Origin of the sequence: Amycolatopsis sp. cg9 (genome assembly GCF_041346945.1) — a bacterium.
GTDB lineage: Bacteria > Actinomycetota > Actinomycetes > Mycobacteriales > Pseudonocardiaceae > Amycolatopsis.
This window is the reverse complement of record NZ_CP166850.1, coordinates 8607595-8623508: the sequence shown is the minus strand read 5'-3', so window position 1 is coordinate 8623508 and position 15914 is coordinate 8607595. Positions and strand designations below refer to the sequence as shown.

Below are 15914 nucleotides of genomic sequence, written 5' to 3'. Positions count from 1 at the left end.
GACCTTTCGGCGGCCAGGACCACCCTACGCCGGACCCCACGCGAAACCCCGCGCCGAGAGGCCACCGCTCACCCGCCCGAGGAGGCAACCGTGTCCACCGCCACCGTCGATCTCACCGACCCCGACCTGTGGGCCCGGCCCGATGTCGACGAGATCGTCGCCGACCTCCGGGCCCGCACTCCCGTCCACCGGACCGAAACCGCGCTCGACGGTCCCGTCTGGTCCGTTCTCGGCTACCACCTCGGCTCCCGCGTGCTCACCGACGCCGTCACCTTCAGCTCCACCGGCGGCTCGCTCCTCGGTACCGGCGGCACCCCGGCCGGCGCCGGCAAGATGATGGCGCTCTCCGACGGTCCCCGCCACCGCGAACTCCGCGCGCCCGTCCTCCCGTACTTCTCGCCCAAGGGCGTCCGCGGCACCGCCGAACGCATCACCGAACTCGCCGCGGACGTCATCAAATCCGCGGTCGAGCAGGAAAAAGTCGACCTGGTGGACGTTCTGGCCACTGTCCCGCTCGTCGTCATGTGCGACCTGCTCGGCATCCCCGGCGACGACCGCGACCTCGTCGTCGCCGTCTGCGACGAAGCCTTCCTCGCGCAGACGCCGGACGCGCGGCGGGCCGGGCACCAGAAGCTGCTGCCCTACCTCGTCGAAAAGGTCGCGCAGCGGCGCAAGAACCCGGGCGACGACCTCATCAGCACCCTCGCCACCCACCGGATCAAGAACCGGCTCCTGCCCATCGAGGACGTCGTCCTCAACCTCGACAACATCGTCGTCGGCGGGGTGCAGACCGTGCGCCACACCGCCGCCATGAGCGTCTGGGCGCTGCTGAACCACTCCGGCGCCTGGCACCGGCTCAAGACCGCCGATCTCGACCTCGCCACCGACGAACTGCTCCGCTACACCTCCGTCGGCCTCCACGTCCTGCGCACCGCCACGACGAGGACCGAGCTGGGCGGGCACGTCATCGACGCCGGGGACAAGGTCGCCGTCTGGACGTGGTCGGCCGACCACGACCCCGACGTCTTCGACCGGCCCCGCGAGCTCGTGCTCGACCGGTCGCCGAACCGGCACCTCGCCCTCGGGGTGGGCGCGCACTACTGCGTCGGCGCGCCGCTGGCGAAGGCCGAGCTCAAGGCCGTCTACGCCGCCCTGCTCGACCAGGTCGCCGAGCTCGAGCTCGACGGCGAACCGGTGCACAACCGGTCGATCATCAACTTCGGCTTCGACCACCTCCCGGTGCGCCTGCGGGCCCGCTGAGCGCGAACGGACACCAGTCATGACACAAGCTCCGGTGCACGAAGCCCGGCCGACCGCGCCCTGGGGCCGGGTCGGGCTGCTGCTCACCGGTCAGGGCGTCTCCCTGATCGGCGACCAGGTGTTCTTCATCGCCGCCGTCTGGGCCGCCGCCCAGCTCGGCGGGACGGCCGCGGTCACCTGGGTGACGCTGGCCGAGTCGGTTCCCCGGGCGCTGGCGATGATCTTCGGCGGGGTGATCTGCGACGCCTTCGGCCCGCGCTCGGTCCTGCTGCGGACGACGTCGGTGCGCATCGCCGTGCTGGCCGTCTCGGTCGTCGTCGCGCTGTCCGCGCAGTCGGTGCCGCTGCTGGTCGTCGTGGCCGCGCTGGAAGGCGCGATGCTGGGCCTCGGCTCGCCGTCCTTCGGCACGCTCATGCCGCGCATGGTCCCGAAGGAACGGCTCAGCACGGCGAACTCGGTCCGCACCATGGTGGCGCGGTTCGCCCCGATCCTCGGCTCGCCGTTCGGGGCCTGGCTGGTCGCGACCGGGCACCTCGGCGTCGCGCTGGCCGTCGTCTGCGGGGGCTGCGTGGTCTCCCTCGCGTGCCTGGCCCCGGCGACGAAGGCGATCGACGCGCCGAGGACGGTGTCGAACGTCCCGCTGTGGCGGCGTTCGGGCGACGGCCTCAAGCTCCTGCGCGCCGACCGGCGGCTGCGGCTGCTGTTCCTTTCCGGGCTGTGCCTGGACTTCGCGTTCGCCTGGCCGATGAACCCGGGCCTGCCCGAAGTGGTCATCGAACGCGGCTGGGCGGTCTCCGCCGTCGGTCTCCTCATCGCCTGCTGGGCCGCCGGCGCGCTGGTGTCCGCCGGGCTCGGCGCGCTGCTCGGCGAGCGGGTGCCGATCTCGGTGCGGCTCGTCGGCAGCGGGATCGGCATCGCCGTCCTGCTCCTGGGCATGGTCCTGGTGACGTCGCTGCCCGCGATGGCCGCGATGGCCGTCGCGCTCGGTGTGTGCTCCGGCCAGAACGGCCCGGCCGCCGTGACGCTCTACCAGCAGGCCGCGCCCAGCGACCGGCTCGGCGTCGCCATGTCGATGGTTTCGCTGTCCGGCATCGGCTGCGCGCCACTGGCCTACGCGGTTTCCGGCGCCATCGCCAGTTTCACCACCCCCGTCGTCGCCTGGATCTGCAGCGCCCTGCTCGCCTTCGGCGGGCCGGTGGCCGCGGCCCGGGCCCTGCGCCTGCCCGAGTGAAGGGATCCCTCCCGTGCGTCCGTTGTCGTTCGGCCAGCAGCGCCTGTGGTTCCTCGACCAGCTGGAAGGTCCCGCCGCGACCTACAACGTCCCCTTCCCGCTGCGGCTGCGCGGCCACCTCGACCGCCGCGCGCTGCGGGCCGCCGTCGCCGACGTGCTCGGCCGGCACGAGGTGCTGCGCACGGTCATCCCGGTCGACGGCGGCGTGCCCGGCCAGCGGGTGCTCCCGCTCGAGGCGGCGGCGGAGCGGCTCGTGTTCGACGTCCGGGCCGGTGACGACCTCGCCGCCGCCATCGCGCGGCCGTTCGACCTCGCCGAAGACCTGCCGCTGCGGGTCACGCTGTTCGAGCTCGCGCCGGACGACCACATCCTGCTCCTCGTGCTGCACCACATCGCCTGCGACGGCTGGTCGCTCGGCCCGCTGGGTAGCGACCTGGCGGCCGCCTACACCGCGCGGCTCGACGGCCACGCGCCGGACTGGGCGCCGCTTCCCGTGCAGTACCTGGACTTCAGCGAGTGGCAGCGGGAGGTGCTCGGCACCGAGGACGACCCGGACAGCGTGTTGAGCGCCCAGCTCGCGTACTGGACCGAGCGGCTCGCGGACCTGCCGGGGCGGATGGTCCTGCCCGCGCACCGCACCGGCGGCACGACCGGCGCCGCGGGGCTCGTCGAGATCGAGCTCCCGGCGGACCTGCACGCCCGGCTCGTCGCGGTCACGCGGGCCGCGCGCTGCACCCCGTTCATGGGCCTGCAGGCGGCGCTGGCCGCACTGCTGCACCGCTGGGGCGCGGGCGACGACGTCGTCCTCGGCACTCCGGTCTCCGGCCGGAGCGAAGCCGCGCTGGCCGACCTCGTCGGGTTCTTCGTCAACACGCTCGTGCTGCGCACCGACCTGAGCGGCGACCCCGGCTTCACCGAGCTGCTGGCGCGGGTCCGCGACACCGGCCTCGACGCCTACGCCCACCAGGACGTCCCCTTCGACCGGCTCGTCGAGCGCCTCGGCGCCGGCCGGTCCGCCGCCGCGCACCCGCTGTTCCAGGTCATGGTCGTGCTCCAGCACGACGACGGAACGGCGCTCACCTTGCCCGGCCTCGACGTCGAGCCGGTGCCGCTGGACCTGGCGACGGCCAAGCTCGACCTCAGCGTCGTCTTCGCCGAGCACGCGAACGGCGTGTCGTGCCAGTTCGAGTACGCCGCCGACCTGTTCGACAGGTCCACTGTGGACGAAATGGCCGCGATGCTGGTGCGGTTGCTCGAACTGGCGCTGGCGGACCCGGACCGTCCACTCGGGACGCTCGAACTCGCGCGCGTCGAGGCCGTCGCCGCGCCGGCCGCGCCCGAGGACGAGCCGGTCGCGTTCCGCGCGGCCCGCACCGCGCGCGAAGAGATCCTCTGCGGACTTTTCGCCGACGTGCTCGGGCTCGACACCGTCGGCCTCGACGACGGCTTCTTCGCGCTGGGCGGCCATTCGCTGCTCGCCACCCAGCTGATCAGCCGGATCCGCACGGCGCTGCACGCCGAACTCGGCGTCCGCGCGCTGTTCCGGGCGCCGACCGTCGCCGGCATCCTGGCCACCCTCGACGCACAGGCACCCGGCCCGGTCCGCCCGGCCCTCACCCGGCTGCCCCGCCCGGACCGCGTCCCGCTGTCCCCGGCCCAGCGGCGGCTGTGGTTCCTCGCCGGGATCGACGGGCAGGACCGCGCGTACAACATCCCGCTCACCCTCGGCCTCGCCGGGCCGGTGGACGTCCCGGCACTGGCGGCCGCCTGCCGGGACGTCGTCGCCCGGCACGAGACCCTGCGGACGGTGTTCCCGGTCGAGGGGGGCGAGCCGTGGCAGCACGTCCTGCCGGTCCCCGCCGACGTGCTGGAAGTCGCCGAGTTCACGCCGGCCGCGGTCGAAGCCGCCGGGAGCGCGCCGTTCGACCTGGCCCGCGAGATCCCGCTGCGCGCCCGCCTGTTCCGCGCGGGCGGCGAGTCCGTCCTCGTCCTCTGCCTGCACCACATCGCCGCGGACGGCTGGTCGACCGGCCCGTTGCTGGCCGACCTGGCCACCGCCTACGGCGCCCGCCTCCAGGGCGAGGCCCCGGCGTGGCCGGCGCTGCCGGTCCAGTACGCGGACTACGCGCTGTGGCAGGCCGGGCTGCTCGGCGACGAGCGCGACCCGGCGAGCCTGGCGGCCCGCCAGCTGAGCCACTGGACCGGGGCGCTGGCCGGCCTGCCCGACGAGATCGCCCTGCCGGCCGACCGCCCCCGGCCCGCGGTGCCGACCCACCGCAAGGACGTCGTCTCGGCCGAGGTCGACGCCGCCACCCACGCGGCGCTGGTGGCGCTGGCCCGGGAGAGCCAAGCGACGCTGTTCATGGTCGTCCAAGCGGCGTTCGCGCTGCTGCTCACCCGGCTCGGCGCGGGGGAGGACGTGCCGATCGGCACGCCGGTCGCCGGCCGCGCCGACGAAGCCCTCGACGGCCTCGTCGGGTTCTTCGTCAACACGCTCGTGCTGCGCACCGACACCAGCGGCGCGCCGTCGTTCCGCGAGCTGCTCACCCGGGTCCGCGACGCCGGCCTCGGCGCCTTCGCCCACCAGGACCTGCCCTTCGAGCGGGTCGTCGAGGAGCTCAACCCGCCCCGCGTGCTCGCCCGGCACCCGCTGTTCCAGGTGCTGCTCTCCTTCCTCGACGCGGGGACCGCGGGCGGCGGCTGGACGCTGCCCGGGCTGACCGTGACCGCCGGCGACACCGTGTCGGGTACCGCCAAGTTCGACCTGAGCCTCACGGTCGAGGACCGCGGCGCCGGGCTCGGCTGCAGCCTCGAATACGCCACCGACCGGTTCGACCGGGCCACCGCGCAGGACGTCGCCGACCGCCTGGTCCGGCTCCTCGCCGTCGTGGCCGCCGACCCCGGGTCCCGGGTGGACGGCGTCGAGCTGCTGTCCGAAGTGGAGCATCGAAACCTGGCGAGCTGGAACGACACCGCGGCCCCGGTCCCGGCGGCGACGCTGCCGGAGCTGTTCGCCCGGCAAGCCGCGCTGACCCCGGACGCGACCGCGGTCGTGTTCGAGGGCGAGTCGCTGGCGTATGCGGAATTCGACGCCCGGGTGGACCGGCTCGCCCGGGTCCTGCGTGCTCGGGGTGTCCAGCCGGGTGACGTCGTCGCGGTGCAGCTGCCGCGCTCGATCGACCTGGTCACCGCGGTGTACGCGGTGCACCGCGCCGGTGCCGCCTACCTGCCGGTGGATCCCGGCTACCCGGCCGACCGGGTGGCGTTCATGCTCGCCGACGCCCGGCCCGCCCTGGTGCTCACGCCCGAATCGGACCTAGGCGAACCGGTCTCCGACGTCCCGCTGCCCGCGGTCGGCCCGGACCACCCCGCCTACGTGATCTACACGTCCGGGTCGACCGGGCGGCCCAAGGGCGTGCTGATGTCGCACGCCGGGATCGTCAACCACCTGGCGTGGATGCAGGCCGAACACCCGCTCACCACCGGGGACCGGGTGCTGCAGAAGACACCGTCCAGCTTCGACGTCTCGGTGCTCGAGTTCTTCCGCCCGCTGATCGCCGGAGCGGCCTTGGTCGTCGCGAAACCGGACGGCCACCGCGATCCCGCGTACCTGCTGGATACGATCCGGCGCGAGCGGATCACCGTGCTGTACGTGGTGCCCGGCATCCTCGACGGGATCCTGAGCCTGTCCGAAGTGGACTCCCCGGCCCTGCGGCAGGTGTTCTGCGGCGGGGAAGTGCTGACCGCCGCGCTGGCCGAGCGCTGCGCGAAGACGCTGAGCGCCGAGCTGATCAACCTCTACGGCCCGACCGAGGTCGCGGTCGACGCCACCGCTCACGTCGTCACCGGACCACCGATCCCGATCGGCGCGCCGGTGTGGAACACCCGCGCGTACGTGCTGGACGGCCGGCTGAGCCCCGTGCCGCCGGGCGTGCCGGGCGAGCTGTACCTCGCCGGGGCCCAGCTCGCGGACGGCTACCTGCACCGCGGCGGCCTGACCGCCGACCGGTTCCTCGCCGACCCGTTCGGCGGGCCCGGCGAGCGGATGTACCGCACCGGCGACCTCGTCCGCTGGACCGCAGGGGGCGAGCTGGACTACCTCGGCCGGACCGACGAGCAGGTCAAGCTGCGCGGCCTGCGCGTCGAACCGGGGGAGATCGCGGCCGTCGCCGCGGAGCACCCGGAGGTGCGCGAGGCGGCCGTCATCCTGCGTGAGGAGCGGCTCGTCGCCTACTTCGTGGGCGACGCGGACCCGGCCGAGCTGGCGGGTCACGTCGGCGCGTTCGTTCCGCGGCACCTCGTCCCGTCGGCGTTCGTCGTGCTCCCCGCCCTGCCGCGGACCCCGAACGGCAAGCTCGATCGCGGCGCGCTCCCGGCACCGGACTTCACCGCCGGCGTGTCCCGGGCGCCCCGCGACGCCCGCGAAGAGATCCTGTGCGGGCTCTTCGCCGACGTCCTCGGGGCCGGGCGGGTCGGGATCGACGACGGCTTCTTCGACCTCGGCGGCCACTCGCTGCTCGCCACCAAGCTGGTCAGCCGGATCCGCGCCGCGTTCGGCGCGGAGCTCGGCATCGGCGACCTGTTCGACGCCCCGACCGTCGCGGAGCTGGCCCCCCGGCTCGCCGGAGCCGGCGCGGCCCGCCCGGCGCTGCGGCCGGTGCCGCGGCCCGAGCCGATGCCGCTTTCCCCGGCCCAGCACCGGCTCTGGTTCCTCCTGCAGTTCGGCGACGACACCGGCGCGTACGACATGCCGCTCGCCCTGCGGCTGCGCGGCGAGCTGGACCGGGACGCGCTGAGCGCCGCCCTCGGCGACGTCGTCGAACGGCACGAGGTCCTGCGCACGATCTTCCCGGCCGCCGACGGCGAGCCCCGCCAGGTGGTCCTGGACGGCTGGCGGCCCGAGCTGACGGCACCCGGCGCACGGCCGTTCGACCTGACGCGCGAGCCGCCGTTCCGCGCGTCGCTCGTCGCCGAGGCGCCGGACGACCACGTGCTCCGGCTGACGCTGCACCACATCGCCGCCGACGGCTGGTCCATGGGCCCGCTGGTCGCCGACCTCGCCGAGGCGTACACCGCGCGCCGGGACGGCCGGGCGCCGGACTGGACACCGTTGCCGGTGCAGTACGCCGATTACACGCTCTGGCAACGGGATCTGCTCGGCGACGCGGCCGATCCGGACTCGCTGCTGGCCGCTCAGCTGGCTTTCTGGCGGGAGCGGCTCGCCGGTCTCCCGGACGAACTGCCGCTGCCGCTCGACCGGCCCCGCCCGGCGGTGTCCTCGCACCGGGGCGACTCGGTGCCGGTCGAGATCGGCGCGGACCTGGCCAGCCGGCTCCGGGCACTGGCCGGGTCCGCGCAGGCGACCCTGTTCATGGTGCTGCAGGCGGCCCTCGCCACGGTGCTGACCCGCTCGGGCGCGGGGGAGGACGTCCCGATCGGCACGGCGATCGCCGGCCGCACCGACGAAGCCCTCGACGGGCTGATCGGCTTCTTCGTCAACACCCTCGTCCTGCGGACCGACACCAGCGGCGCCCCGACCTTCCGCGAGCTGCTCGCCCGCGTCCGCGAAACCGACCTCGCGGCCTACGCCCGCCAAGACGTCCCGTTCGAGCGGCTGGTGCACGAGCTCAACCCGGCCCGGTCCCTCGCGCGGCACCCGCTGTTCCAGGTGTTCCTGGTGCTGCAGAACACCGGCGACGCCGAGCTGGCGCTGCCGGGCCTCGACGTCACCCCGGAGGTCCTGGACTCCGACGCGGTGAAGTTCGACCTCGGCCTGAACCTCGCCGAGCACGACGACGGGATCCGCGGCTCGCTGTCCTACGCCGCCGACCTGTTCGACCGCACCACCGCCGAAGCGCTCGCCGGCCGCCTGGTCCGGCTCCTCGGCGCGGTCGCGGCCGACCCGGACACCCCGGTGGACCGCATCGACCTCCTGTCCGAGGCGGACCGCCGGTCGCTCGCCGGGTGGACGGCGACGGAGGCGCCGATCTCCGCGGAGACGCTACCCGCGTTGTTCTCCCGCCAGGCGGCCCGCACGCCGGACGCGACGGCGGTGGTCTTCGAAGGCGAGTCGCTGAGCTACGCCGAGCTGGATGCCCGGGTCGAGCGGCTGGCGCGCGCCTTGAGCGCCCACGGAGTCCGGCCCGGCGACGTCGTCGCGGTGCGGCTGCCGCGCTCACCCGACCTGGTCGTGGCGGTGCACGCCGTCCACCGCGCCGGTGCGGCCTACCTGCCGGTCGACCCCGGCTACCCGGCCGAGCGCATCGAGTTCCTCCTCGAAGACGCGCGCCCGTCGCTGGTGCTCACCCCGGAGACCCGGCTGGACGGCGACGCGCCGCTGCCCGGGATCACCGCCGCCCACCCGGCCTACGTGCTCTACACGTCCGGGTCGACCGGGCGGCCGAAGGGCGTGCTGATGTCGCACGCCGGGATCGTCAACCACCTGGCGTGGATGCAGGCCGACTACGCGCTCGGCGACGGCGACCGGGTGCTGCAGAAGACGCCGACCGGGTTCGACGTCTCGGTGTGGGAGCTGTTCTGGCCGCTGATCGCCGGGGCGGCCCTGGTCGTCGCGCGGCCCGACGGGCACCGCGATCCCGCGTACCTGCGCGAACTGGTCCGCGCCGAGCGGGTCACGGTGGCGCACTTCGTCCCGGCGATGCTCGAAGCCTTCCTCGCCGAACCCGGTGCCGTGACGTCGCTGCGGCAGGTGTTCTGCGGTGGCGAAGCGCTCACCCCGGCGCTGGCCGGGCGGTGCGCGGCGGCGCTGCCCGCGCGACTGTCCAATTTCTACGGTCCCACCGAGTTCGCCGTCGAGGCCAGCCACCACCCGTACACCCCGGGCGAGTCCACCGTCCCCATCGGACGTCCGGTGTGGAACACCCGCGCGTACGTCCTCGACGAGCGGCTTTCCCCGGTGCCGCCCGGCGTGCCCGGCGAACTCTGGCTCGCCGGGATCCAGCTCGCCGACGGTTACCTGCACCGGCCCGGCCTGACGGCGGAGCGGTTCGTGCCCGATCCCGGCACGCCGGGGGAGCGGATGTACCGCACCGGCGACCTCGTGCGCTGGACCCACACGGGCGAGCTGGACTACCTCGGCCGCACCGACGACCAGGTCAAGCTGCGCGGCCAGCGGCTGGAGCTCGGTGAGGTCTCCGGTGCGGCGACCCGGCACCCGGGCGTCACGCAGGCCGTCGCTGTCGTGCGCGAGGACGTCCCGGGGGACCGGCGGCTCGTCCTGTACTGCACCGGCACCGCCGGACCGGCCGAGGTGCGGGGCCACCTGGCCGCCGTCCTGCCCGAGTACATGGTGCCGGCCGCCGTCCTGGTGCTGCCCCGGCTTCCCTTGACCCCCAACGGGAAGATCGACCGCCGCGCGCTACCGATCCCGGCGGTCGAGTCCGCTTCCTCCCGCGCACCGCGGAACCCGGCCGAGGAAATCCTCTGTGGACTGTACGCCGAGCTGCTCGGCGCCGGCCGGGTCGGGATCGACGACGGCTTCTTCGACCTCGGCGGCCACTCGCTGCTGGCGACGCGCCTGATCAGCCGGGCGCGGTCCGCGCTCGGCGTCGAACTGGGGATCCGCGACCTGTTCCAGGCCCCGACCGTCGCCGGGCTCGCCGCCCGGATCGACCACGGCAGGCCCGTCCGGCCCGCGCTGCGCCCGCGGCCGGTCCCGGACCGGATCCCGCTGTCCCACGCCCAGCACCGGCTCTGGTTCCTCAACCAGCTGCACGGCCGGGACGCCGGGTACGCCGTGGTCTGCGCGCTGCGGCTCACCGGCCGCCTCGACCGGGCCGCGCTGACCGCCGCGCTGGCCGACGTCACCGGCCGCCACGAGGCCCTGCGCACGATCTTCCCGGAGGTGGACGGCAGCCCGTGCCAGCAGGTCCTGCCTGCCGACGGCGTGCTCGACGTCCGGACGATCGACGAGTCCGGGCTGGCCGAAGCCCTCGACGCGGCCTCGGCGGCGACCTTCGACCTCACCACGGACCGGCCGTTCCGGCCCGGGTTGCTCGTCCTCGGCGAAACCGACCACGTCCTCGTCCTGGTGCAGCACCACATCGTCAGCGACGGCTGGTCGATGGGCCCGCTCGTGCGCGACCTCTCCACGGCCTACACCGCCCGCTGCGCCGGAACGAGTCCACAGTGGACACAGCTGCCGGTCCAGTACCGCGACTACGCCCTGTGGCAGCACGAAGTCCTGGGCGACCCGGACGACGACGGCTCGATTCTGGGCGCGGAGCTGGCGTACTGGCGCGAGCGGCTGGCCGGTCTCCCGGAGGAGCTGGCACTGCCGGCCGACCGGCCGCGGCCGGCGGTGGCCGGGCACGGCGGTGCCTCGGTCCCGGTCGAGCTCGACGCCGTCCTGCACGCCGGGCTCCGGGATCTGGCCCGCGAAGGCGGAGTCACGCTGTTCATGGTGCTGCAGGCCGCGTTCGCCGTGCTGCTGAGCCGGCTGGGTGCCGGGGACGACATCCCGATCGGCACCCCGGTCGCCGGCCGCACCGACGAAGCCCTCGACGACCTCGTCGGGTTCTTCGTCAACACGCTGGTCCTGCGCGTCGACACCGCGGGCGCGCCGACGTTCCGGGAGCTGCTCGCCCGCGTCCGCGAAACCGACCTGGGCGCCTTCGCCCACCAGGACGTCCCGTTCGAGCGGCTGGTGCACGAGCTCAACCCGGCCCGGTCGCTGGCGCGGCACCCGCTGTTCCAGGTGCTGTTCGTGCTGCAGAACGCCGACGACGCCGACCTCGAGCTGCCCGGCCTGCGGGTGAGCGGCGAGCCGGTCGCCGTGCGGACCGCGGCCTTCGACCTGGCGCTGTCGCTGCACGAGCTCGAGCCCGGCCGCGCGAGCGGGATCGGCGGCGGGCTCGCCTACCGCACCGACCTGTTCGACCGCGAGACCGTCACCGGCTTCGTCACGCGGCTGCGCCGGGTCCTCGCCGCGGCGATCGCGTCGCCGGACACCCCGATCGACCGGCTCGACGTGCTGGCTCCGGCGGAACGGCGCCGGTTGCTCACCGCGCCGGACCCGGTGGACTTCGGCCCGTGGCGCGCGGTTCCGGCGCAGATCGCCGACCGCACCGACGGCGTCGCCGTCGTCAGCGAAGCCGGGGAACTCGGCTACGCGGAGCTGAACCGGCGGGCCAACCGGCTGGCCCACCACCTCGGGATCACCCGCGGCACGCTGGTCGGCGTCTGCCTGCCGCGCGGGCCGGAACTGCTCGTCGCCCAGCTCGCCGTGCTGCGGGCCGGCGGCGCGTACGTGCCGCTCGACCCCGGTTACCCGGCCGACCGGCTGGCGTTCATGCTCGCCGACGCCGCCGCGCCGGTCGTGGTCACCACCACCGATCTCGCCCCGCGGGTCGAAGGGACCGCGCGGGTGCTGTGCCTCGACACCGAAGCCGCCGCGATCGCCGCCCGGCCGCCGTCGGCGCCACCGGTCGCCCCGGCCCCGCGTGACGCCGCCTACGTCATCTACACGTCGGGGTCGACCGGGCGGCCGAAGGGCGTGGTGCTCGACCACGGCGGGCTCGCCCACCTCTGCGCCTGGTACCACCGCGAATTCGGCGTCACGGCCGAAGACCGGGGCGGGCACGTGGCCGCGCTGGGGTTCGACGCCGCCGTCTTCGAGACCTGGCCGCTGCTCACCGCGGGCGCGTCGGTGCACCTGCCCGCCCAGCGCGTGCTCGACGACACCGGCGCGCTCGCCGACTGGCTCACCGGGATCACAGTGGCGTTCCTGCCGACACCGCGGCTGGAGCTGATGCTCGACGAACCCGGCTTCCCGGGCCCGGACCTGCGGGTCGTCGTCGCCGGCGGGGACCGGCTGCGCCGCCGTCCGCCCGCCGGGGCCGGCTTCCGGCTGGTCAACGGCTACGGGCCGACCGAGTGCAGCGTGATGGCCACCGGCGGGGACGTCACCCCGGACGGCGACGGCCCGCCCGACATCGGCGGCCCGGTGCCGAACACGCGCGTCCACGTCCTCGACCGGCGGCTGAACCCGGTGCCCGCGGGCGTGCCGGGGGAGCTGTACCTGGCCGGGGCGGGGCTCGCCCGCGGCTACCTCGGCCGGCCCGGCCTGACCGCCGCGTCCTTCGTCGCGGACCCGTTCGGCGGCCCTGGGGAGCGGCTGTACCGCACCGGCGACGTCGTGCGGTGGCGGCGCGACGGCCGGCTCGACTTCCTCGGCCGGGCCGACCACCAGGTGAAGGTCCGCGGCGTGCGGATCGAGCTCGGCGAGATCGACGCCGTGCTCGGCCGCTGCCCCGGCGTCCGGCAGGCGGTGACCGTGCTGCGCGAAGACCGGCTCGTCGCCTACCTCGCCGCCGGGTCCGACGTCCCGGCGAAGGCCCACTGCGAGGCGTTCCTGCCCGGGCACATGGTGCCTTCGGCGTTCGTGGTGCTCGAAGACCTCCCGCTCACCCCGAACGGGAAACTCGACCGCACCGCGCTCCCCGCCCCGGTCACGGCCGCGGTGGTGGGCCGGGCCCCGCGCACGGCCCTCGAACGGGCCTTGTGCGGCCTCTTCACCGAGGTCCTCGACGTGCCGGAGGTGTCGATCGACGACGGCTTCTTCGACCTCGGCGGGCATTCGCTGATCGCCGCGCGGCTGATCAGCCTGATCCGCCGGGAGCTCGGCGCCGAGCTGGGCATCCGGGTGCTGTTCGAGACCCCGACCGTCGCCGGGCTGGCGCGGCGGCTGGGGACGGGCACCGCGACCGGCACCGACCGCGACGAACTGGCGGTCCTGCTGCCGCTGCGCCCGGCGGGTTCCGGCGCGCCGCTGTTCTGCGTCCACCCGGCCGCCGGCCTCGGCTGGGTGTACTCGGGCCTGCTCGCGCACGTCGACCGGCCGGTCTACGCACTGCAATCGCGCGGCCTCACCCAGCCGGATCGCCAGCCGTCCACGGTCGACGAGCTGGTCAAGGACTACCTGGAGCAGCTTCGCCGGGTGCGCCCGCGCGGGCCGTACCACCTGCTCGGCTGGTCGTTCGGCGCGCAGGTGGCGCACGCGATGGCCGCGCAGCTGCGGGAGCAGGGGGAGGAGGTCGGACTGCTGGCGATGCTGGACGGCTACCCGCCGTCCGGCCCGGCAACGGCCCCGGCCGACCCGCTCGCCGCGCTGCTGGCTTCGCTCGGCCACGACGTACCCGACGACGTGGACGCGGCCAGGGTCCGGTCGATCCTCCTGGCGGAGGACAGCCCGCTGGCGGCGCTCGCGCCGGCGGTGGTGGACGCGCTGCCGGGGGTGTTCGCCCACAACAGCGCGCTGGCCCGGGGGCACCGGCCGGACGGGTTCCCGGGTGACGTCTTGTTCTTCCGGGCCACGGAAGGGAAGCACGCCGATTCGCCCCGGCCGTCGTCGTGGGAGCCGTACGTGGCGGGCCGTCTGACCGTGCACGATGTCGCGGTCCGGCACGGCGAGCTGACGACACCGGCGGCGCTGGCGCAGATCGGCCCGGAGGTGGCGCGCCGGCTCGGAGGTCTCGAATGACTCATTCAAGACCTTCGCCGGTCCGCCGGTCTGCCGGCCTGCTCGGTCTGCCGGCCTGCCGGTCTGCCGGTCTGCCGTCGGGCGGGCGCGGACGGCATGAACGGGTCGTTCATGCCGTTGGTCGAGGTGAACGGGTCGTTCATGACGTCGCCGGCCGGTGGTTCTGGACCGGAGCCGCCCTCCCGACCTGGCCGCCCCGACGGCTCGAAGGTCTTGAATGACTCATTCAGGACCTCCGAAGACCTGAATGAGTCATTCAAGACCGTTGCCGGGCGCCGGGTCAGACCGCCACCCGGTGGTCCAGGCCCAGGGCGCTCACCAGGTCCAGGGTGCGGAACCGGGTGCGGTCCGGGCCCGCCGGGCGGACCAGGCCGTGCACGACGAGGCGGCGGACGAACCGGGCGCCGGCCGCCGCCGGGATGCCGGTCAGGACGGCGACGTCGCCGATCGACCAGCCAGCGTCGAGTCCCGTCAGGCGCGCCAGGAGGGAGACTTCGGCGTCGTCGAGGCCGCGCACCGCCGAGTCGAGGGTGTCGCGCAGCCCCGGCCGGTGGTCCGCGGTCAGCGCGAACGGGTCGGTCCGCACGTGCTCGAGGACGTCCGCCGGTTCGTAGACCAGGAACCAGCAGGCGGCCGCCTCGAGCGCGGCCGGGATGCCGTCGAGGCGGCGGCAGAGCGCGGCGACGTCGGCGGCCGTGGTCCGGTCGAGGGAGAAGCCGGGCCGGACCTGGCGGGCCTCGCGGACCAGCAGCCGGACCGACGGCACGGCCATGAGCGCGGCGGGGCCGTCGACGCCGGGTTCGGGCACGGCGAGCGGCGTCAGCGGGAAGACGCGCTCGCCGGGCAGGCCGAACGGTGCCGGGGCGGTGGCGAGGACCCGCAGCCCGCGGCACTCGCGCAGCAGGACGGCCAGGTCGTCGAGCCGGACGCGGTCGGCCGGGTGCCCGTCGAGGACCAGCAGGGCCGGGCGATCGCCGACGAGGACGGCGAGTTCACCGAGGTCGGTCGTTCTCAGCAGGTCCCGGTGGCTCGTCGCGGACGACCACAGCACGAGCACACCACCCGACTCGTGCGCCCCGACGGCCACTTCCTGGGCCAGCCGGCTCTTGCCGACGCCGCCGAGGCCGGTGATGGTCACCAGCCGGTGGCTGCCCGCGGCCAGCAGCTCGTGGACGGCCGCGGCCTCTTCGTCCCGGCCGAGCAGCGCGTCCAGCGGCGCCGGCGGTGGGGCCGGATCGGCGCACCGGAGCCGGAAGTCGCCGGCCGCCGGGTGGGAGCCGGCCGCCTCGAAGTCCGCGCGTTCGCGGCCGCGCAGGCCGAGCCCGTCGGCGATCAGCCGCACGGTGTCCCGGCGCGGCCGGTGCGCCCGCCCGGACTCCAGGTCGCGGATGGCGCGAATGCTCACCGTGGACAGGTCCGCCAATTGCCGCTGGGTGGCACCGCGTTTTGCGCGATGGGCCTTCAGCAGTTCACCGAAATTCCGCTGCACGAATCGTCCGTTCTCGTCAGCGCCGTTCCCGATCGCGGGGCCCGGCAGGTCCGGATGCGGTTTCCACCACGTGCCGAGCATCGTGAGCGCGGCTATCCCGGCGGTATCACGCAGCCACCGCGAGGGCGATAACCCGGACGATAGCGGCGGGATACCGGGCTTTCCTAACGTCGGTGGGGCAAATAGCACGGCCCCCGGACGAAAAGAGACGACGGTGCGTATTCTCCCGGCCCTCACCGCGATCGCCGCGATGGTCCTCCTCCCGCTCCCCGGCGCCACGACGGCCCAGGCGGACCCGGCGGACACCCCGTGGTCGACGACGGCGGACACGCCGTGGGCCGCTCCGCAGGACACGCCCTGGAGCGGCGGCACCTCGGCCGACACCCCCTGGTGAAGCCGGACGCCCGGAACACCGTGGCCGCGCGGGCTGAAGG

General features: G+C 74.7%; 5 protein-coding genes. 4 read left to right on the top strand and 1 reads right to left on the bottom strand.

The window, feature by feature from the left end:
- The first annotated feature begins 90 nt into the window (after positions 1 to 90).
- Genes AB5J73_RS39615 through AB5J73_RS39605 form a run of 3 tightly spaced genes read left to right on the top strand, consistent with a single transcriptional unit; the run spans position 91 to position 13991 of the window.
- A complete protein-coding gene (locus tag AB5J73_RS39615) occupies positions 91 to 1260 on the top strand; it encodes a cytochrome P450 (protein ID WP_370964019.1) in 1170 nt (389 codons plus the stop codon).
- 19 nt (positions 1261 to 1279) lie between these two features.
- Complete coding sequence (locus AB5J73_RS39610; protein WP_370964017.1) at positions 1280 to 2491, top strand: MFS transporter; 1212 nt, start codon at positions 1280 to 1282, stop codon at positions 2489 to 2491.
- A gap of 13 nt (positions 2492 to 2504) precedes the next feature.
- On the top strand, positions 2505 to 13991 hold the full coding sequence (locus AB5J73_RS39605) for an amino acid adenylation domain-containing protein (protein WP_370964015.1): 11487 nt from the start codon (positions 2505 to 2507) through the stop codon (positions 13989 to 13991).
- Positions 13992 to 14271: 280 nt separating this feature from the next.
- Here AB5J73_RS39605 and AB5J73_RS39600 read toward each other — a convergent pair whose 3' ends face one another.
- The gene (locus tag AB5J73_RS39600; protein WP_370964013.1) at positions 14272 to 15480 is read right to left on the bottom strand and encodes a helix-turn-helix domain-containing protein; all 1209 of its coding nucleotides are present in this window, start codon (positions 15478 to 15480) and stop codon (positions 14272 to 14274) included.
- 214 nt (positions 15481 to 15694) lie between these two features.
- Between AB5J73_RS39600 and AB5J73_RS39595 the strand changes: the two genes are divergently transcribed.
- Positions 15695 to 15874: a hypothetical protein gene (locus AB5J73_RS39595; RefSeq protein WP_370964011.1), complete on the top strand. Its 180-nt coding sequence runs from the start codon at positions 15695 to 15697 to the stop codon at positions 15872 to 15874.
- Positions 15875 to 15914: the final 40 nt, after the last annotated feature.

What these genes read in the sequence shown, in the direction of transcription:
- AB5J73_RS39610 (WP_370964017.1), top strand. Translation starts at nt 1,280, where the DNA reads ATGACACAAGCTCCGGTGCACGAAGCCCGGCCGACCGCGCCCTGGGGC.